Raw genomic sequence first — 20,123 nt, 5'->3', positions numbered from 1 at the left:
TATGACACTTAGAAGTCGAAAGACTACTTGGGGTTGTATGGTCAAGTAATGAAGCGCACATGGTGGATGCCTTGGCAGTCAGAGGCGATGAAAGACGTGACAGCCTGCGATAAGCTTCGGGGAGGCGGCAATATCCTGTGATCCGGAGATTTCTGAATGGGGAAACCCACTTACCATAAGGTAGGTATCCTAATTTATTAGGAAGCGAACGAGGGGAAGTGAAACATCTCAGTACCCTTAGGAATAGACATCAATTGAGATTCCCCTAGTAGCGGCGAGCGAACGGGGAGAAGCCGATTAATTCTAATGTAGAAGAACAGCGTGGGAAAGCTGACCGTAGTAGGTGATAGTCCTGTATTCGAAACATTAGAGTTAACATATTAAGTAGAGCGGGGCACGAGAAATCCTGTTTGAAGATGGGGGACCATCCTCCAAGGCTAAATACTCCTGACTGACCGATAGTGAACCAGTACCGTGAGGGAAAGGCGAAAAGAACCCCTGTGAGGGGAGTGAAATAGAACCTGAAACCGTGTGCGTACAAGCAGTGGGAGCCCACTTGTTGGGTGACCGCGTACCTTTTGTATAATGGGTCAGCGACTTATATTCTGTAGCAAGGTTAACCGTTTAGGGGAGCCGTAGGGAAACCGAGTCTTAATAGGGCGTTTAGTTGCAGGGTATAGACCCGAAACCGAGTGATCTATCCATGAGCAGGTTGAAAGTGCCGTAACAGGCACCGGAGGACCGAACCCACTGTCGTTGAAAAGCCAGGGGATGACTTGTGGATAGGGGTGAAAGGCTAATCAAACTCGGTGATAGCTGGTTCTCCCCGAAAGCTATTTAGGTAGCGCCTCGGACGAACACCATTGGGGGTAGAGCACTGTTTCGGCTAGGGGTCATACCGACTTACCAAACCGATGCAAACTCCGAATACCGATGAGTGATATCCGGGAGACACACGGTGGGTGCTAACGTCCATCGTGGAGAGGGAAACAACCCAGACCGCCAGCTAAGGCCCCAAATTCCTAGTTAAGTGGGAAACGAGGTGGGAAGGCATAGACAGCTAGGAGGTTGGCTTAGAAGCAGCCATCCTTTAAAGAAAGCGTAATAGCTCACTAGTCGAGTCGGCCCGCGCGGAAGATGTAACGGGGCTCAAACTAGGAGCCGAAGCTGCGGATTTGAATTTGTTTTCAAGTGGTAGGGGAGCGTTGTGTAAGCCTGTGAAGGTGTGTTGTAAAGCATGCTGGAGGTATCACAAGAGCGAATGCTGACGTGAGTAACGATAATGCGAGTGAAAAGCTCGCACGCCGGAAGATCAAGGGTTCCAGTCCAACGTTAATCGGGGCTGGGTGAGTCGACCCCTAAGGCGAGGCCGAAAGGCGTAGTCGATGGGAAATCGGTTAATATTCCGATACTTGTTTATAATGCGATGGAGGGACGGAGAAGGTTATGTCAGCCTGGCGTTGGTTGTCCAGGTGAAAGGATGTAGGTTTATAGCTTAGGTAAATCCGGGCTATTCTATACCGAGATCTGATAGCAAGCTGTACTTGTACAGCGAAGTGGCAAATACCATGCTTCCAGGAAAAGCTTCTAAGCAATAGTTATAAACGAATCGTACCCTAAACCGACACAGGTGATCAGGTAGAGAATACCAAGGCGCTTGAGAGAACTCTGCTGAAGGAACTAGGCAAAATGGTACCGTAACTTCGGGAGAAGGTACGCTGTTGGTGGTGATAGGACTTGCTCCTTGAGCTGCTGGCAGTCGCAGATACCAGGCTGCTGCAACTGTTTATTAAAAACACAGCACTCTGCAAACACGAAAGTGGACGTATAGGGTGTGATGTCTGCCCGGTGCTGGAAGGTTAATTGATGGGGTTAGCGTAAGCGAAGCTCTTGATCGAAGCCCCAGTAAACGGCGGCCGTAACTATAACGGTCCTAAGGTAGCGAAATTCCTTGTCGGGTAAGTTCCGACCTGCACGAATGACATAATGATGGCAGCGCTGTCTCCAGCAGAGACTCAGTGAAATCGAAATCGCAGTGAAGATGCTGTGTACCCGCGGCTAGACGGAAAGACCCCGTGAACCTTTACTACAGCTTTACATTGAACTTTGACCTGACTTGTGCAGGATAGGTGGGAGGCTTTGAAGCCGAGACGCTAGTCTCGGTGGAGCCAATCTTGAAATACCACCCTGGTCATGTTGGGGTTCTAACTCAGGTATAACAATACCGAGGACAATGTATGGTGGGTAGTTTGACTGGGGCGGTCTCCTCCTAAAGAGTAACGGAGGAGTACGAAGGTGCGCTCAGACCGGTCGGAAATCGGTCGTAGAGTATAAAGGCAAAAGCGCGCTTAACTGCGAGACCCACAAGTCGAGCAGGTACGAAAGTAGGTCTTAGTGATCCGGTGGTTCTGTATGGAAGGGCCATCGCTCAACGGATAAAAGGTACTCTGGGGATAACAGGCTGATACCGCCCAAGAGTTCATATCGACGGCGGTGTTTGGCACCTCGATGTCGGCTCATCTCATCCTAGGGCTGAAGCAGGTCCTAAGGGTATGGCTGTTCGCCATTTAAAGAGGTACGCGAGCTGGGTTTAGAACGTCGTGAGACAGTTCGGTCCCTATCTACCGTGGGCGTTGGAAATTTGAGAGGATCTGCTCCTAGTACGAGAGGACCAGAGTGGACGAACCTCTGGTGTTCGGGTTGTCACGCCAGTGGCATTGCCCGGTAGCTACGTTCGGATGGGATAACCGCTGAAAGCATCTAAGCGGGAAGCCCACCTCAAGATTAGATTTCCCTAAAGAGCCGTTCAAGACTAGGACGTTGATAGGCAGGGTGTGGAAGCGCAGCGATGTGTGTAGCTAACCTGTACTAATTGCTCGTTTGGCTTGACCATACAACACCCAAGTGGTTTGTATGCAAGTCTAATTAATCTATCTTGTATAGCTCAGGCTATAGAATAAGAAAGAATATTTCGATATCACCTTTAACCTTGATTCAGTTAGGTTACAAGTTGATCGACAACAAGCTTAAACTTGAAGTCAACAATAACAACAACAGACTCATATCTAACCCCTTTGCTGACGACAATAGCGCGATGGCCCCACCTGATCCCTTCCCGAACTCAGAAGTGAAACATCGTAGCGCCAATGGTAGTGTGGTTCGCCCATGTGAGAGTAGGTCATCGTCAGCTCTCTATTCTGAAATATCCCCCGACATTAGCTTGTCGGGGGATTTTCTTTGTGCGTGGTTTGGTGACGGTGCTCGGTTTCAGGAGGTTTAGCACTAGATACTTCGGTCAAAACTCAAACCTTCCTACAAATCAGTTTGATGTGATACTATTTATTCACTTTTAGAATCTACTATTTGTCATTTATTTTGGAGCATATTATGGGCGTTTCACTCTACTATACTGCTGAACGTTCTACTCTCTTGACTCAACAGGAGCAAGAAAAGATCGCGTCAATAGTCGATGAATATAATGAAAACTTCAAGCATGCAGATGATGCAGAGACTTTCGATCTCTATGCATATGATGATAGTGAGTCTGAGGTCATATTAGCAGGAGCTACAAAGCTACCTGCTAATATGGATGTAGAAGATCTTATGTATACCCTAGAGCATTGGCTACAATGTTTGACTGAGATTCGCCTTGCGGTAACTGATGCAGAATGGCATGTGCATCTAGATGATAACGATGCTGTATGGATAGATGATAAATGGCAGATGGAAGAATAGCGCTTCATCACTATTATTATTTATATAACTGTCTAGAGCAGCTTATATAAATCTATATGATATTTACACAATAAAGCTCTCAACTGGATAACAGGCTGAGAGCTTTTTTATGAGGAATTATCTTAATCTGCTTACTTTTTACTATTATTTATGTAGACAATTAGAGTATTAAAAATATATCTATAATATGAATATATCCTCCATAGTCTGCTCAAAATGATTTGACTTCTATCATTATAGCTGCTAATTTTAAACTGTACTTTTATTACAGGTATGTAAAAAATATATCTAAACCTTGTAGCCAATTTAATCTAGGATGAATCAAATTGTCTGCTCGTAATACCTTACTCCTATTCTCATAATTATCAAAAGGAATTGATAATGAAGTTAGCTCCTCTTTTTTCAATTGGTGCTTTAGCCGCTATTAGTCTTCTTGGCTGTTCTAACCAATCTGCTGATACTACTGATGACTCATCAGCGACTTCTCAAGAAACTACCGTGCTACGGTTTTCGCATTTTTGGCCAGCAACCTCATCTATCAGTAAAGAAGTCTTTGAGCCTTGGGCAAAACAGATAGAAACAGATTCTGACGGCCGTCTAAAAGTTGAGCTGTATCCATCAGCAGGCCTTGCTAAAGCAGACGTTACTTATGAATCTGCTGCCAAAGGTACGATCGATATCGGTTCACAAGCGCATGGTTATACCAATGGTCGCTTTCCTTTGACTCAGATTACTGAACTTCCAGGTTTATCAAATTCAGCAACTCAAATGGGCTGTATGCTACAGACCTTATATGATGACGGTACTTTAGCAGGTGAATACGAAGACTCACATTTATTATTTATGTACGGGGCTGGACCTGGGGCGCTTCATACAACTGATAAGCTAATTCGAACACCTGAAGACATGAAAGGTATGCGTATTCGCCGTCCTTCAGCTGTTGCTGGTGATATCATCGAAAGTGCAGGTGCTTCACCAGTCGGTTTACCTGCAAACGATATGTATACCTCTCTACAGCGCGGTGTCGTTGATGGTTTAAGTTTCCCTTGGGAGGCGGTAACAGCATTCAAGATTGATGAGATTACCAAATATCATACCAACATTCCTTTCTATAGTTCAGCGCTTATGGTCACGATGAATAAGGACAAATATGACAACTTACCTGATGATCTAAAACAAGTTTTGGATAAAAACTCAGGGATGGCATTAGCTAATAAGGTCGGTGAAGTGTTTGATAAACATGACCAAATGGCAATTCAAGCTGCTAAAGATAAAGGTGATGAAATTATCGAAATTCCTGATCCATTAAATGATCCAGATTGGAAAGGGCCACTTGAAAGAGGAACACAAAAATATCTAAAGGATGTTAATGCTTTGGGTTTGGATGCTGATAGTGTCTATGAAAAAGCAAAAGCTGCCAGTGCTGCCTGTAAGGTTTAACCTATTGGAGGTGTCACATGGCATTTTTAGTCAAGCTCAGCGTCTTAATCTCTAGATTATGCCAGTTCATTGGTGGGATCAGTCTCATCATCATCGTACTAACCACCATGCTCGACGTCAGCGCGCGCTACATATTCAAACTCACCGGCGGTGAGTTTGGCTTTACCGTCAAAGGCAGTGTAGAGGTCGTCTCCTACTTCATGCTATTTGCATTACTCGCTGCCTTTGCTGCCTTCGTTGAACGCTCACAAATCATCGTCGACGTCTTCACCCAGAAAATGCCCCAATCTATCAAGGGCTACCTCATGGCTATCTTTATGCTGGGCTTCTTCGTCATCGGCATCGTCTTCTCATGGGGACTCTACGAGAGTGCCATTGACGCTATGGAGTTTGGGAAAGTTACCCAAGACTTAAGACTCTCTATGATGCCTATCTACCTGATCAGTGCCTTGTTAAGTGCTTTTCTAGCCATACGCTCACTGATCGAATCCATCAACATCTTTAAAACAGGCGAGTTCTTTGACGCCGAGGAGACAGGCGCATGAGTCCAGAAATTATTGGAGCTATCGGCTTAATCGTCATGATTCTGCTTGTTGTCCTGCGAGTTCCAGTGGCGCTTGCCATGTTAGGTGTGGGATTGGTTGGTTTTGGTGCGGTCACCGCGCCTAGTGGTGCTCTGCAAATGCTAAAAGACATCCCAGTCGATGTCTTAGCAAAGTATGATTTTAGTGCCATTCCTTTATTTATTCTGATGGGCGTGTTTGCGACTCACTCGGGTATGGCAGGTAAACTCTTTGAAGCCACCCGAACCATATTTGGCGGGGTAAGGGGCAGTCTTGGTATTGCAGGCATTGGTTCATCCGGTATCTTTGCCTCTATCTCAGGCTCGTCGCTTGCCACTGCCTCTACCATGACCAAAGTCGCGCTACCGCAAATGGAGAAGTACGGCTATCAACCAGGCTTTGCCTGCGGTATCTTAGCCGCTGGCGGTACGCTTGGTATTATGATTCCGCCCAGTATCGCTCTACTGGTCTATGCGATCTTAACCCAGCAGTCAGTAGGTGATATGTTCATCGCTGGTTTCTTACCGGGTATGCTTGGCATGGTGATGTACTCAATCACCGTCATGGTGATGGTACGCTGGAAACCGCATCTGGCAAAGCGCGGTGAGAAAACGTCTTGGAAAGCCAAACTACTGTCACTGACTGGTCTGATACCGTTTAGCTTCATCTTTATTGTGATTATTGCTGGTATCTTCTTTGGGTTATTCACCCCAACAGAAGGCGCCGCAGTAGGGGCCTTTGTCTCTTGGGCTTATGCCTTTGCTAAAGGCATGCGTCTAGATGGTCTCAAGCAGTCATTGATTGAGACGCTAGCGCTCTCTGCCGTGGTGTTCTTTATGCTACTGGGTGCAGAGGCATTGGGATACTTTATTTCAGTCTCACGCTTGTCTTATACGCTGGCGTCTTGGATTGGAGGCTTAGCGGTCAGTCCAATGATTGTGCTGATCTGTATTCTATTCATGTACTTCCTATTGGGACTGTTCATGGATGCCTTAGCGATGCTGGTAATCACGATACCTGTGGTATATCCAATCATTTTAGCGCTAGGGTTTGATCCTGTCTGGTTTGGCATTATTGCAGTATTGACGGTGGAGCTTGGTTTGATTACGCCGCCGATGGGGATGAATATCTTTGTGATTAAGGCGATGGCACCGCACATTAAGCTGAGCGATATGTTCCGCGGAGTGGCACCATTTATTGTCTCTGATGTGATTCGTTTGGTTATCTTGGTGATGTTCCCTGCCATCTCTCTTGTGCTGTTGGGGTAGGTTTAACCTAAACCTTCATGTGTAACGTTATTGTATGAAGCCATATTGCTAATACAGCAGTGTGGCTTTTTTATTGGCTGATTCTTTGACTAAGAGTTAAGAGAAGGACATCTTACAAACTTACAGTCTGTGACGCTGCATGATGATAACTTTTCTTAGTGTTATAAAGGCTTATGAATGTAGTAAACTGGTTTCCATTCATTTTCCTATATAACTTTATAAGTAGAGATAGTCATGGCTGTCGATTTTAGTAATACGCTTATCGTCGCAATTTCTGCGACGGCACTTTTTGATTTGACTGAGTCAGAAAACTATTTGCTAGAGCTGCTAGAGCAACGACCTGCAAGTGCTATAAAAGAGTTTAGGGAGTACATGACCGAACGTGAAAATGATCCTTTGAATATTGGTGCAGGTTATCCACTGATTAAAGCATTACTAAACCTAAATAAATATTCTGATAATAGCGATGGACGAGATTCAGACATTGAAACACCATTGGTCGAAGTCGTTATCGTCTCAAAAAGTAGTCCAGACACTGGTATTCAGGTGCTTAATGCAATTTTAGAACATGGTATTAATATCTCCCGTTCTGCTTTCGTTTCAGGTAGCCCTGTTGCGCCTTATATTAAAGACTTTAACGTTGATCTGTTTTTGACTACCAATCGCGACGATGCTCAACAAGTTGCGGATGCCAATATATGTGCCTGTGCCATACTAGATGCCACGCCTGTCAATACTTATGAGCTGGATACTGAGCAGCTGCGCATTGCCTTTGATGGTGACGCGGTACTTTTTGATGATTCAGGTGAACTGCTATATAAACAAAAAGGACTGCGAGCCTTTCATGACCGTGAAGTACAAATGCGTGATTTGCCGATTGAAAAAGGCCCTTATGCTGAATTGTTGATTAAATTGTCAAATCTGCAAGAGCGCCTGCCTGCTGGTTTAAAATACTCGCCAATAAAAATTGCGCTGGTGACGGCGCGTAATGCACCAGCTGACTTGCGTGCCATCAAGACGTTGCGAGAATGGGGCGTGAATGTTGATATGGCGTTTTTTTGGGAGGATTAGAGAAAACAGCGGTACTTAGAACATTTGCGCCGCATATCTTCTTTGATGATTCCATCAAGCATATCGACGCAGCACGTCGCTTTATTCCTACGGCCTTGGTTCCTTATCATTCGAAGTCATTATTACATGGTGACAACTATATCCCTACTGATGAGGACGCATCATTATTATCGTTCAAACCCGCTGTACACCCACTATTTGCTGTAAACCATTAAGTAGGTATAAAAAATCTAGGTAATAAGAATAGGATGGTATATGAATTGGCAGCAGTTGCTTAAGTTAATTGTCGTACGAATAAAGCAGGTCATTGGACTGTATGCTTTTGTGCTTATACCGATGTGGGGTATGTTTTTTCTAAATGAAGTGGCCTTATTTGGACTGTGGAACATCTTTGGTATCGTGCCGCGTGCTTTAGATGTAGGTAGTATGATAGGGGTATTTGCTTCGTGGACCATGCATGGCAATTTATCGCATTTGACTGGCAATACGGTGACGCTATTACAGATTTTGTTTTTATTTGGGCTGTTTGAGAAAAATGCTTATCGCACAGTGATTAAGCTAGTGGTTGCCTCAGGACTGGTTACTTGGGTTATCGGGTCGCCGTCTTCTATTCATATTGGCGCATCAGGGCTTTGTTTTGCAATGTTAGGTTATATGGTAGGCGGGGCGATATTTGCGCGACGCTGGGGTTATCTGATTGCTTGTATCGTCATGGGAACTGGTTATTGGCTGACCATTAAGCAAGGATTGATGCCGCAACAAGGTATCTCGTTTGCGGCGCATTTTGGTGGCTTGTGTGCGGGGCTATTGCTGGGAGCCAATTCAAAGCATACTTATTCAGCAGCTTCTCAACGCTATTAAAAGCAACTGGATATCAGCATTTAATGGACTAGCATCGTCGTACTAAGCGTTATAGGATCAGACGCTTTCATCAGTACAGATTTTGATAAATAAAGGTTCATCTGTAGTCAGCTCTCGCCACGCAGTGGATCTGTTTAACATGTTCATCGACCGTCAGCGTGCTACCTTTCTCTGGTATTACGTAGTCTGCACGCGCAGGAACACTGCAATCGATAACTTGTGGAACTTTCTCTACACTTCTTCGTCTTTCAAATAAATATAAATTGAATAAATATATATTTGGGTTGTCTACTTGCACACTAGCATTTCCAGTATCAGCAGCGATAAAACGTAATATTTGTGGTTTAGCATAAGACCATGGGCGGAACCATTCCTTGCTTTCTGCTGTTTTGACAACTTCTACGCCTTCTGGCAGATCTCGCACTTGTTGACCATACCAGCTGTATTCCTGGTTTATCTGGAATGCAAACATCCCAATAGCAGCAAATAAGGGAATCAGCCATTTAGGTGCACGTTTGCCTGCCAGTTTGCTGAGGTGAGTTATGATAAGTGCTAGTCCAGCCATACCAAATGCGGCAGCGATGGTAGCGATAAACTCAAAAAGCATAAAATATTCCTTAATGCGTTAGATGTGTCTAATTGAACCTCTTAGATAAAGTAAAAATCTAAAATTTAGTTATTATAGCTATAGGATAAAAAAATCACCCACAAGCAGCTACTGCCTGTGAGTGATATATAGTAACAGAAGATATATCCTCAGTTGTGAGCTTAGTGGTCGACCGCACCGCCAGCGCCACGTGGAGAACGTACGCTCTCAACCAGCTCTTGAATATGTGCTGGTGGTGGCGCAGTAGCATAAGATACAGCGAATGCTACGATGAAGTTAAGCAATGCACCAACTGCACCAAATGATAGTGGTGAGATACCAAATAACCAGTACTCTTCAGTATCAGGGAAGTTCGCTGTACCACTGATGAAGAACCAACCTTTGAACATAAAGATATAGACAAGAACGACTATTAAACCAGTCAACATACCTGCAATAGCGCCAAGATTGTTGATGCGTTTAGAGAAAATACCCATCATTAACACAGGGAACAATGAAGAGGCAGCAATACCGAAGGCCAGTGCTACGACCTGTGCGGCAAACCCTGGCGGATTCATACCTAAGTAAGTTGCTACTACAATCGCCACACCCATAGTGATACGAGCATATTTTAGCTCTTGTTTATCAGTGATATTTGGGTTTAAGTTACGTTTGATCAAGTCATGACTGATGGCTGATGAAATTGCGAGCAGTAGGCCTGCAGCGGTTGATAGTGCTGCTGCCAAACCACCTGCAGCAATCAGACCAATAACCCATGGTGGAAGCTGTGCAATTTCTGGATTCGCTAGAACTAAGATATCAGCGTTAACATCAAGCTCGTTACCTGCCCATCCAGCGTTAGCAAAACGACCATCAAGCTCTGCATCATGTGCAATACGAGCGGTTTCTACCGCTGCAGTTGCTGCAGCAACATCGCCACCGTCAGTTTGAGCAGTATTGAGGGCGATCTGAGCAGCACCTAACCCACTATCACTGTACAACTGAATACGACCATCATTGTTTAGATCGTTATACTTGATAAGACCTGTTTCTTCCCATGTCATCATCCAGTCTGGACGTTGATCATATTCTAGAGGCGCTTCTGCAACCCCTTGTGGGTAAACGGTGTCAATTAGGTTTAGACGAGCCATAGCACCTACTGCTGGAGCAGTAAAGTATAGTAGCGAGATAAATACCAGTGTCCAACCTGCTGTCCAACGTGCATCAGCCACTTTAGGTACAGTGAAAAAACGAATGATAACGTGTGGTAGACCTGCTGTACCGATCATTAGCGTCAAGGTAAATAGCACCATGTTTAGCTTGTTAGGAACATCAGCCGTATAAGAGGCAAATCCTAAGTCAGTCACAACTTGGTTAAGCTTAGTCAGAATAGGGACACCTGACTCGACATGGTTTGAAAACAAACCAAGGCCTGGAATCGGGTTACCGGTCAACTCAAGTGAAATAAAGACAGCAGGAATAGTATAGGCAATCATCAGAACCACATACTGTGCAACCTGCGTATAGGTAATCCCTTTCATACCACCAAGTACGGCATAGAAGAAGACAACAATAGCCGCAATGATAAGACCAGTACTACTCTCAACTTCTAAGAAGCGCGAGAATGCAACACCAGCACCGGTCATCTGACCGATAACGTAAGTGGTCGATGCGGTAATCAAACAGATCACAGCAATCATAGCAGCCGTTTTTGAGTAAAAACGATCGCCGATAAAATCAGGAACCGTGAACTTACCGAACTTACGTAAATAAGGCGCTAAAAGCATCGCTAGCAGAACGTAACCGCCAGTCCAACCCATCAAATAGGTAGAAGCGCCATAACCACTAGCAGCAATAAGACCTGCCATTGAGATAAATGACGCCGCACTCATCCAGTCAGCAGCTGTTGCCATACCGTTAACGACCGGATGGACACCACCACCAGCAACATAAAATTCACTGGTTGAACCAGCACGAGCCCAAATCGCGATACCGAAATAGAGAGCGAAGGATAGACCCACAAAAATAAGATTAATTACAAATTGACTCATGGGGCTATTCCTCGTCTACGCCATATTGTTTGTCTAACTTATTCATACGCCAAGCGTAAAAGAAAATTAGGATGATAAATATACCAATGGATCCTTGCTGAGCAAACCAAAAGCCCAGATCAGTACCACCGATTTTGATACCAGCTAACAATGGACGAAACAAGATACCAAAGCCATATGAGCATAGCGCCCAAACAACCAAGCTGCCGAGAATGAGACGAATATTGGCGCGCCAATATCCAGATGGATCGTTGTGGTTTTCCATAGGACAACTCCTTTTGTCTTACCTAAAAAATATCAACCATATAAAAAGAACTGCGATTATTTCTTACCACGAAAAGTATAAAAAATAGTCAGGTACTGCTTTATATAGTGAAAACGATGATGCGTGATAGTACGTTTAATGCTCGGTAATTCTCTACTTCAAATAAAAGTAGTTAACTATTTAAGCATCGTATTGACCTAAACCATCGAATGGCAAAAATAACGTTTCTTGAGGAAGACAGAAGGGTGGACTATCCAGTGTCTTTTTAACAATCTCGTCTTCCTGACAAGAGTTTTAATCTTTTTAACACGCTAACCTGTTGTGCTTCTTGTACTGATTAATAGCTTCGATAACCATAAAACAGTCTAAACGGATATAGAATTTATATTAGCACGGTTTAATAAAGATAATTGCAAACTACTACGCATAAATAATAAGTAAATTACTAAAAATTAGTTTGCTAAATATTTATTAAAGAACCTAACGTTACGGCAACCGAGTAATTTATACGATTAAATTATCACTTAATCTATTCTATATAAGATGAAACATAAGCATTATTTATTTTAAAAATAGTTATATGAAGTCGATAAGCAAACGTGATGGTCATATGTCGCTCAATATCTATATCATGCACGGGTCTTTTTGGTATCAGGTATTTTGTGCAGAGGCTTTTATAGTCCATGGCAATCAAAATATGATATCGATATGAAACTTAAGTAACGCGTATAAAGAATGAATAAGGAGCCCATATGAACGAAGGGATAGTAGGTTGGTTTAATAACATCGTAAATTATGGTGTCGGTATTATCTGGGGTAACAATGATTGGCTGATTGCTAGTAACCCTTGGTATGGATTACTGATGTTCTTACTAATTGGTGCAGGTCTCTACTTCACCATCGTGACACGTTTTATACAGTTTCGTCATTTTGGTCATATGTGGAAGTTGCTACGCGTGTCCAACCAAGGACGCAAAGATGGTGGTATTAGCTCATTTGAAGCATTGATGACGTCGCTGGCCGCGCGTGTTGGTACTGGTAACTTGGCAGGTGTGGCAATTGCCATCTATTTGGGTGGCCCAGGTGCTGTATTCTGGATGTGGATGACGGCACTGGTCGGTATGTCGACCAGCTTTATCGAGTCAACCTTAGCACAGGCGTACAAAGTACCGCACAACGATAATGTGTACCGCGGTGGCCCTGCTTATTACATCGAAAAGGTCTAGGCAAACGCTGGCTTGCCGTGTTTTTCTCATTATGTTTGTTAGTGGCCTTTGGCTTGGCGTTCAACGGCGTACAGTCAAACACCATCGCTCAAGCGACAAATGAAGCCTTTGGTGTGCCAACGTGGATGACAGGTTTGGTATTGGTAGTACTGGTAGCGCCAGTGGTATTTGGTGGTTTGCGCTCAGTAGCTCGTATTGCGGGTAAAATAGTACCAGTGATGGCCATCTTGTACATCTTGCTAGCGCTATTCATTATCGTGACTAATTTTAGTCAATTCCCAGCAGCGATCGCGTTGATTGTAAAATCAGCATTTGGCTTTGAGCAGGCAGCAGGCGGTGTCATCGGTTATGGTATTGCGCAGGCAATGATTAACGGTATCAAACGTGGCTTGTTTTCTAACGAAGCAGGTATGGGTTCAGCGCCGAATGCTGCAGCAACGGCAAAGAGTCATCCTGATCACCCAGCAGTGCAAGGTTTCATGCAAATGCTAGGCGTATTCATGGATACCCTTATCATTTGTACCGCGACGGCGTCGATTATTATCTTGTCTGGTGTGGTCGACCCTAATGTCGAGCAAGAAGGTATTCAGTTAACCCAGCTAGCCTTATCACAGTATGTGGGTGACCTAGGCGTGGTGTTCGTGGCGATTGCGATTTTCTTCTTCTCATTTACGTCTATCATTGCCAACTACAGCTACGGTGAGTCAAATCTTGAGTTTATCTCTGGTGCCAAAAATGCCAAAGTAATGATTATGGTTTTCCGCTTTCTGGTATTAGGTATGGTATTTGTCGGCTCTGTTGCTAGCCTACCTGCTATATGGAACTTCGCTGACTTGTCTATGGGTCTGATGGCTTTGGTCAACTTAGTGGCAATCTTGCTCTTGTCTCCTGTAGCGCTAAGAATACTACGTGACTATGAGCGTCAGGTAAAAGAGGGTAAAACAGGCGATCAGATTAAGTTTGATCCTGATAACTTTGTAAAACTCAGAGATGAAGCTAACCGTGATGCTTGGACAGATTAAGTAGCATTGATTGGTAAAAGTTGCTTGTTCTAAGCATTAAAAAACCGCCCGACTCTTATGAAGAGAAGGGCGGTTTTTATTGGAGCGCAGTTTTACTGTACCAGCTCAAACCAGAATTATCCTGATTTACATGTTTGGGTAGTTAGGACCACCGCCACCTTCTGGCGTTACCCAAGTGATGTTCTGTGAAGGGTCTTTGATATCACAGGTCTTACAATGCACACAGTTCTGCGCATTGATGACAAACTTAGCCCCTTCAGCGTCTTTAACCACTTCATACACACCCGCTGGGCAGTATAAACGTGCAGGCTCAGCATACAACGGTAAGTTGATTGAGATAGGTACCGTTGGATCAGTAAGTTTTAGATGCGTTGGCTGATCTTCTGCATGGTTAGTATTAGAGATAAATACTGACGACAATTTATCAAATACTAACTTACCATCAGGCTTAAGATAGGTTGGCTGATAAGCATGATTAGCACGCTCTAACTGATCGTAATCTGGGATATTGTCATGCAAAGTGAACGGCATTTTACCTTTTAACAAGTTGTGCTCGATAAAGGTGAAAGCGCCGCCCATGAACAGACCCATACGGTGAATCGCAGGTGAGAAGTTGCGCGACTCATAGTTATCTTGATACAACCATGACTCTTTGTACATTGTGCTATAAGCAACCACTTCATCATGCTGACGGTCAGCTTGCAACGCCTCAAAGATAGCTTCGGCTGCGAGCATGCCTGACTTCATCGAGGTATGCGTGCCTTTGATTTTTGCTGGGTTTAAGAAACCAGCATCATCACCTACCAACACGCCACCTGGGAAGGTGAACTTCGGTAGTGAGTTTAGACCACCTTTGGTCAACGCACGGGCGCCATAAGAAATACGCTTACCGCCTTCTAAAACATTTTTGATAACAGGATGTGTTTTTAAGCGCTGCATTTCATCAAATGGAGACATATAAGGGTTGTGGTAAGACAAATCAGCCACAAGACCAAAGCTTACTTGGTTGTTTTCATCAAAGTATAACCACCAGCCACCAGTAGAGCCAGTTTCAGTCAATGGCCAGCCAAGACCATGCATGACAACGCCTTGCTCATGCTTTTCAGGCTCAATTTCCCATAGCTCTTTTAGACCGATACCATAATGCTGAGGATCCGAATCTTTATCTAGATCAAAACGGCTGATTAAGCGTTTGCCTAAATGACCACGGCTACCTTCGGCAAAAATAGTGTATTTGGCAAGAAGCTCATAACCAGGCTCAAAGCTCGGCTTGGCTTCACCATTGGCGGCCACACCCATATCACCCGTTAACACACCTCTGACCGAACCGTCGTCGTTGTATAAGATGTCATCGGCAGGGAAGCCTGGGAACATCATGACTTCAAGCTCTTCTGCCTGTACTGCTAACCAACGAACGACATTACCTAGCGAGACAATATAGTTGCCATCGTTGTGCATCGGACCTGGAATCAAAGAGTCAGGCACTTTAGTTGAGCGTGTGGCAGAGTTCAAATAATAGAAACGATCTTCTGTCGCTGGCACGTTAAGCGGTGCGCCTTTTTCTTTCCAGTCAGGAATCAGCTCATTTAGAGCACGTGGCTCGATGACTGCACCAGACAACGTATGGGCACCAAACTCAGAGCCTTTTTCGACCACACAAACCATAAACTCATCATTACCAGCTTCAATAGCGAGCTGGCGCAAACGGATGGCAGCTGACAGACCTGCAGGTCCACCACCAACGATGATGACATCGAACTCCATTGATTCGCGTTCGACTTCAGGTTCCGCGGCAACTGGCGCTACGACTGGTTCTGCTTTATCTAGCGTTGCGGTCTCTGTCGCTACTGGTGCGTCAGCATTCACAGTATTACCATCGATAACTGGCGTTTGATTGTCTTGCTCTTGCATACCTACTCCTAAACTTTTAGTGGCTTATCTCAGGGCATCATTAGCTTAACAACTGAATAATAGACTTGCGGCGCTAACGTCACTCAGACATATGGCTGCCCGATAAAACTGTCTCTGCGGTATCAGTTAATGCGTCGGTGTCGTGAATAATTTATTCAAGGATATCAACACATAACGTAAATTATGCCATCAACATAATGACCGCTTGACCATCTCAATAAAAAATCGTTACTCATTATAAAAGAAAAGTCCTACAAACACGATACGCATTTATGAGTATAGGTGTTAAGGTTATATTGAATAAACGAGTGTGCTTGAACAATATGGTTTCATCATACCCGAAACAAAAATTTATAGTAATAATAGATAAGCCAAACTTTGAATACTAAATGAAGGGATTAATAATGAATAACGACAATAATAGTGTTGAAGGCAGTCATAAAAAATTAATAGAAGCCCCAACCAGTAAGCCTTCTAGCCTAGGCAGCTTAGATAATTTGGATGCACTAAGCCAGTATATTAAGTCTACGAAAGGCACTCGCGAAGGGCGTGCAATACCATCGCTTGAAAAATGGCATCCTAAAGATATTGCTGATATGGATTTGACTATCAAGGCAAACGGAGAGTGGTGGCATGAAGGCGGACAAATGACCCGTGAGTCACTGGTCAGCTTGTTTGCCACGATACTATGGAAAGAAGAAAATAATGGCATTACTGAGTACTTCCTCAAGACCCCTGTACAGAAAATCCGTATCCAAGTTGAAGATGCACCACTTCTGATCAATGATGTTGGTATTGTCCATGAAGATGATATGAGTTGGTTGGAGTTTACCACGACGACAGGAGATGTGGTTCGCTTAGACGATGCGCATCCGATCGTATTAAAGACGTATAATTCTAATAAGAGCGATTCTAACTACAGCGACTCTAACTACAGCGACTCTAACAACAGTGACTTTAGTGAAAGCGACTTTCATAACAGTGATACAGCGAATCAATTGAGTACCGCTGACGATGTTGCAGATTCTCAAGAATTAGCATCTACAGAACAAGTACGCCCATACATGATGGTCAGAAATGGATTGACTGCGCTTATCGGCCGCAATACTTTTTATCACCTGACTGAAATTGGAGCATTATCAGAAGACAATGGTAATACGATATTAACATTACAGAGTGGTGGCCAATCTTACTCATTATCGATGCCTACTGAGTAAGTATTATGTCTATCTATTAATTGCTGTATGCCGATGAGTGCTATAATTTTATAATGTCGCTTGATTATCTATTGGGTTGAAAAATTATTATTGTATAAAGGTAGTCGATAGACAGCCGACGTAGAGTAACGTCATACACGCAACATATATAGCGCATTTAAGCATTTAACTGAGTAATGAAATTGATGAATAATATGATAATGGCATTAGCATAAATATGGATATCAAAAACCAGACAGTCGGAAAGCTCAGACCGTGTGTCGATATATCTGTTGACCAGAGTCTCAAAGCTATTGATCTAGTAGATGTCAATAAACATGCTGGTAACACAGTTGTAAGCGATAAAAACCGTAGCGCGCCCATTGGGTTGTTTGACTCCGGCGTTGGCGGCTTGTCGATCTATTTGCATTTAGCCCAGCAACTACCTAATGAGAGCTATATATATTACGCTGATACCTTAAATGTTCCTTATGGCAATCGTGATAGTGAAGATATCGAAGCGCTGACTTTAAAAGCAGTGGAATGGTTATACCAACAGGGCTGCAAGCTCATTGTTATCGCGTGCAATAGCGCATCAGCTTATGCTTTGGACACAGCAAGAAAATGTTATCCGCAATTACCTATCGTGGGCTTGGTACCTGCTTTAAAGCCCGCCGTACTGGCAAGTAAAAGTGGACATGTGGCGGTATTGGCTACCAAAGCCACTTTAAATGGGTCATTACTCAATGATGTCATTGCCAGTTTTGCCAATCCTAATAGCACAGTGGTTACCAAGTATTTTGATCCACAACTGGTGCCTTGGGTAGAGGCTGGCATGCCAGTTGAAGATGAGACAGCTCAGCGTCTACGCCAACAGCTACGGGCATTTGCTAATGAAGGTATTGACCAGCTAGTGCTCGGCTGTACACATTATCCATTTTTTAAATCGTTTTTATTAGACGAAATTGCACAGCAGCAGTTATCGATACAGGTGGTTGACTCTGGGCAAGCAATCGCTGAGCGAGTTAGACAGCTATTGATTGCAAACAACTTATCTGCATCATTGATGAGTGAAAAACAAGAAAATCTGTCACAAAAAACCAGTAAGAAAAATACCATTACTAGACCGCCATTAACTTTTCATGCCACTAAATATAGTGATAGACTATGCGCTTTAGTTGAGCGCTTACTCGGTACAGAAATGGCATTGCAATACTACTCTCACTAGTTACTATCAAAGCTAGTGATATCAATACGCTGTATGCAACGCTGACTCAGTTAAAATAAATTGAGTGCATCTTTTCAAGCTAAGAGTATGCTAGGCTGAGCAAGACAAGATTTTTGTGTTCTATCTCACACCTTATCCTTTTTATGTCACGACCTACGCTTAGAGGTAATTGTGCCGAATCGTCGCTATCATATTCATATTATATGCGCTGACAATGACCAGTTGTTGGTTCTAGACAGCTTAGCGATATTTTTTCAGGCGCGCGCATTTCTGACCTATGATGTTTCTAGTAAATTATCTAAAGCCTCTTTTTATGGGCGTCAGTGTATTGACTCTTGTGATTACGCAGTCATGATCGTTGGCGACAGCTACGGAACTGTGCAAAAAAACGGTGTCAGCCAGATGCATTTGAGTTATCTAAATGCCAAAGCGAAGCTTAAGCCGCTAATTGTTCTGGTCAAAAACCACTCTCCAGACGCTGTTATCAGCCGACAACTTCAAGAGTTTATTAAGTTAGTCACCAAGCAAGACAACCAGCTATATTACTATGATACGGAAGAAGATATTGAGCCATTGCTAGTACAGGCTCATTATAATGCCGTCGCCAATAATAAAATGATAGGTGGCTGGGTCAGAGCGAATGACGAAGAGAATACGACTAGTAAAAAGGTCGTGTATGAGAAGCCAGTCGATGTATTACCTAGTACTACCGAGGTAGAGAACAACAGTCCTGATGACGAAGATTTTATATCGGATAAGGTTAGTGAGCCAATTGAGTTAACGGAGTTTTTTGAGATTCAATATAGTGCCCAAGCTTATGAGGGCGGCAATCTAACGGACGTGACCCGATCACTAACCCTCTCGTGGCACGAGATACTCATGACACTCATGAGAATACCGTCTACTTTTTCGAGCTATGGCTTGCAAAATGCCATTAATCGTTTGATTACCGCTAAAGCGGAAGTAGACATCAAAAAGAGATGCCAAACGTTCATGCTGTTTCACGCTGCCAAATCTCTCAAGCTGATATCAATAATTTGCAACGTAAGCTAGTCGGTGCAAACTGGATACAACTAATGACTTATGGCACGCGGGTATCACAAGAGCTATGGAAGCTTACCTTCTACGCAAAAAACCTACTGCAAAATCATACCTCAAATAGGAATAAACAAGACTAGTAATTATTCACTAGCGTACTCAATAATAGCCATCTAAAACGTTCACTTAGGCATCACGACTACGTTTTGTAATACAAAGCATACGTGCAATGCTTGTGAATCTTCCTCAGACCCGTAATAATAAAGTCAGTTAGTTAGCAGTATTAACAACGTTAACTATTTTAGAATGAGAACTATAATATTAATAATTAGGGAGAGCGTACGATGAGCAATGCTAAAAATGACGAACTAAAAAGAGAGATCGATGGTCTAGAAAAGTCTATGCATGATGCTGATCAGTTTCATACGTTAGAAGAGCAAGTAGCAGATATGAAACGTCGCGGTATAGATCCTAGCAAGGCCTACAAAGATTTAGACAGTAAAGCCGAAGATGAAGATTGGGGCGATGCGACTTGGAAAGAAAACGGTAAGTGGGAGCCAAAAACGGCTGCCGATTTAGACGACAAAGCTCGCGAAAATTGGAATGGTGACAATGGTCAGCCTAAGCCACCACCTATCGTCTAGATACGTATTTTGAGAAAA

13 protein-coding genes, 2 rRNA genes and 2 pseudogenes are annotated in these 20,123 nt (G+C 43.6%); 13 read left to right on the top strand and 4 right to left on the bottom strand.

The window, feature by feature from the left end; translation table 11 throughout:
• Nucleotides 1-39 precede the first annotated feature (39 nt).
• From ACOBWA_RS13770 to ACOBWA_RS13735, 8 genes and pseudogenes are all read left to right on the top strand, one after another.
• Nucleotides 40-2,893 (top strand): 23S ribosomal RNA (locus ACOBWA_RS13770).
• A gap of 183 nt (nucleotides 2,894-3,076) precedes the next feature.
• Nucleotides 3,077-3,190: ribosomal RNA gene (gene rrf / locus ACOBWA_RS13765) — 5S ribosomal RNA — on the top strand.
• Between the two features lie 197 nt (nucleotides 3,191-3,387).
• Entirely contained in the window at nucleotides 3,388-3,735 is a 348-nt protein-coding gene (locus ACOBWA_RS13760; RefSeq protein ID WP_420229684.1) for a hypothetical protein, read from the top strand.
• A gap of 381 nt (nucleotides 3,736-4,116) precedes the next feature.
• Nucleotides 4,117-5,175, top strand: coding sequence for a TRAP transporter substrate-binding protein (locus ACOBWA_RS13755; protein ID WP_420229683.1), 1,059 nt, complete (start codon nucleotides 4,117-4,119; stop codon nucleotides 5,173-5,175).
• Nucleotides 5,176-5,192: 17 nt separating this feature from the next.
• Nucleotides 5,193-5,720, top strand: a complete 528-nt coding sequence (locus ACOBWA_RS13750) for a TRAP transporter small permease (protein ID WP_420229682.1) — start codon at nucleotides 5,193-5,195, stop codon at nucleotides 5,718-5,720.
• Nucleotides 5,717-7,006 carry a TRAP transporter large permease gene (locus ACOBWA_RS13745; RefSeq protein ID WP_420229681.1) on the top strand — a complete coding sequence of 430 codons (1,290 nt, stop codon included), beginning with the start codon at nucleotides 5,717-5,719 and terminating at the stop codon, nucleotides 7,004-7,006. Before ACOBWA_RS13750 ends, ACOBWA_RS13745 begins: the two co-directional genes overlap by 4 nt.
• A gap of 234 nt (nucleotides 7,007-7,240) precedes the next feature.
• A pseudogene (locus ACOBWA_RS13740) lies at nucleotides 7,241-8,292 on the top strand (5'-nucleotidase).
• Between the two features lie 40 nt (nucleotides 8,293-8,332).
• Nucleotides 8,333-8,938 carry a rhomboid family intramembrane serine protease gene (locus tag ACOBWA_RS13735; protein ID WP_420229680.1) on the top strand — a complete coding sequence of 202 codons (606 nt, stop codon included), beginning with the start codon at nucleotides 8,333-8,335 and terminating at the stop codon, nucleotides 8,936-8,938.
• A 97-nt stretch (nucleotides 8,939-9,035) separates the two neighbouring features.
• Here ACOBWA_RS13735 and ACOBWA_RS13730 read toward each other — a convergent pair whose 3' ends face one another.
• From ACOBWA_RS13730 to ACOBWA_RS13720, 3 genes are all read right to left on the bottom strand, one after another.
• Entirely contained in the window at nucleotides 9,036-9,545 is a 510-nt protein-coding gene (locus ACOBWA_RS13730) for a hypothetical protein (RefSeq protein ID WP_420229679.1), read from the bottom strand.
• 161 nt (nucleotides 9,546-9,706) lie between these two features.
• Entirely contained in the window at nucleotides 9,707-11,575 is a 1,869-nt protein-coding gene (locus tag ACOBWA_RS13725; RefSeq protein WP_420229678.1) for a sodium:solute symporter family protein, read from the bottom strand.
• A 4-nt stretch (nucleotides 11,576-11,579) separates the two neighbouring features.
• Nucleotides 11,580-11,840: a DUF4212 domain-containing protein gene (locus ACOBWA_RS13720; protein ID WP_101205298.1), complete on the bottom strand. Its 261-nt coding sequence runs from the start codon at nucleotides 11,838-11,840 to the stop codon at nucleotides 11,580-11,582.
• A 752-nt stretch (nucleotides 11,841-12,592) separates the two neighbouring features.
• On the opposite strand from ACOBWA_RS13720, the pseudogene ACOBWA_RS13715 reads away from it, so the two are divergent.
• Nucleotides 12,593-14,088: pseudogene (locus ACOBWA_RS13715) on the top strand (alanine/glycine:cation symporter family protein).
• A gap of 126 nt (nucleotides 14,089-14,214) precedes the next feature.
• Here ACOBWA_RS13715 and ACOBWA_RS13710 read toward each other — a convergent pair.
• Nucleotides 14,215-15,852 carry an electron transfer flavoprotein-ubiquinone oxidoreductase gene (locus ACOBWA_RS13710; RefSeq protein ID WP_420230784.1) on the bottom strand — a complete coding sequence of 546 codons (1,638 nt, stop codon included), beginning with the start codon at nucleotides 15,850-15,852 and terminating at the stop codon, nucleotides 14,215-14,217.
• Nucleotides 15,853-16,403: 551 nt separating this feature from the next.
• Between ACOBWA_RS13710 and ACOBWA_RS13705 the strand changes: the two genes are divergently transcribed.
• The 4 genes from ACOBWA_RS13705 to ACOBWA_RS13690 all read left to right on the top strand — a co-directional run bounded on the left by ACOBWA_RS13705 (nucleotide 16,404) and on the right by ACOBWA_RS13690 (nucleotide 20,105).
• Entirely contained in the window at nucleotides 16,404-17,216 is an 813-nt protein-coding gene (locus ACOBWA_RS13705; RefSeq protein WP_420229677.1) for a DUF1285 domain-containing protein, read from the top strand.
• A 217-nt stretch (nucleotides 17,217-17,433) separates the two neighbouring features.
• A complete protein-coding gene (gene murI, locus ACOBWA_RS13700; protein WP_420229676.1) occupies nucleotides 17,434-18,423 on the top strand; it encodes a glutamate racemase in 990 nt (329 codons plus the stop codon).
• Between the two features lie 171 nt (nucleotides 18,424-18,594).
• Nucleotides 18,595-19,476, top strand: a complete 882-nt coding sequence (locus tag ACOBWA_RS13695; protein WP_420229675.1) for a DUF4062 domain-containing protein — start codon at nucleotides 18,595-18,597, stop codon at nucleotides 19,474-19,476.
• Nucleotides 19,477-19,805: 329 nt separating this feature from the next.
• Nucleotides 19,806-20,105 (top strand): hypothetical protein, encoded by a 300-nt coding sequence (locus ACOBWA_RS13690; RefSeq protein ID WP_057761845.1) that lies wholly within the window; start codon nucleotides 19,806-19,808, stop codon nucleotides 20,103-20,105.
• Nucleotides 20,106-20,123 lie beyond the last annotated feature (18 nt).

The organism is Psychrobacter sp. ER1 (assembly GCF_048631835.1).
Lineage (GTDB): Bacteria > Pseudomonadota > Gammaproteobacteria > Pseudomonadales > Moraxellaceae > Psychrobacter.
Note: the sequence above shows the minus strand (reverse complement) of the source record. Positions and strands in the feature narration are given on the sequence as shown.

Coding starts and splice junctions, on each gene's coding strand:
- ACOBWA_RS13745 (WP_420229681.1), top strand. CDS start 5,717: ATGAGTCCAGAAATTATTGGAGCTATCGGCTTAATCGTCATGATTCTG.
- ACOBWA_RS13730 (WP_420229679.1), bottom strand. CDS start 9,545: ATGCTTTTTGAGTTTATCGCTACCATCGCTGCCGCATTTGGTATGGCT.
- ACOBWA_RS13690 (WP_057761845.1), top strand. CDS start 19,806: ATGAGCAATGCTAAAAATGACGAACTAAAAAGAGAGATCGATGGTCTA.
- ACOBWA_RS13750 (WP_420229682.1), top strand. CDS start 5,193: ATGGCATTTTTAGTCAAGCTCAGCGTCTTAATCTCTAGATTATGCCAG.
- ACOBWA_RS13735 (WP_420229680.1), top strand. CDS start 8,333: ATGAATTGGCAGCAGTTGCTTAAGTTAATTGTCGTACGAATAAAGCAG.
- murI (WP_420229676.1), top strand. CDS start 17,434: ATGGATATCAAAAACCAGACAGTCGGAAAGCTCAGACCGTGTGTCGAT.
- ACOBWA_RS13725 (WP_420229678.1), bottom strand. CDS start 11,575: ATGAGTCAATTTGTAATTAATCTTATTTTTGTGGGTCTATCCTTCGCT.
- ACOBWA_RS13705 (WP_420229677.1), top strand. CDS start 16,404: ATGAATAACGACAATAATAGTGTTGAAGGCAGTCATAAAAAATTAATA.
- ACOBWA_RS13710 (WP_420230784.1), bottom strand. CDS start 15,852: ATGGAGTTCGATGTCATCATCGTTGGTGGTGGACCTGCAGGTCTGTCA.
- ACOBWA_RS13755 (WP_420229683.1), top strand. CDS start 4,117: ATGAAGTTAGCTCCTCTTTTTTCAATTGGTGCTTTAGCCGCTATTAGT.
- ACOBWA_RS13720 (WP_101205298.1), bottom strand. CDS start 11,840: ATGGAAAACCACAACGATCCATCTGGATATTGGCGCGCCAATATTCGT.
- ACOBWA_RS13760 (WP_420229684.1), top strand. CDS start 3,388: ATGGGCGTTTCACTCTACTATACTGCTGAACGTTCTACTCTCTTGACT.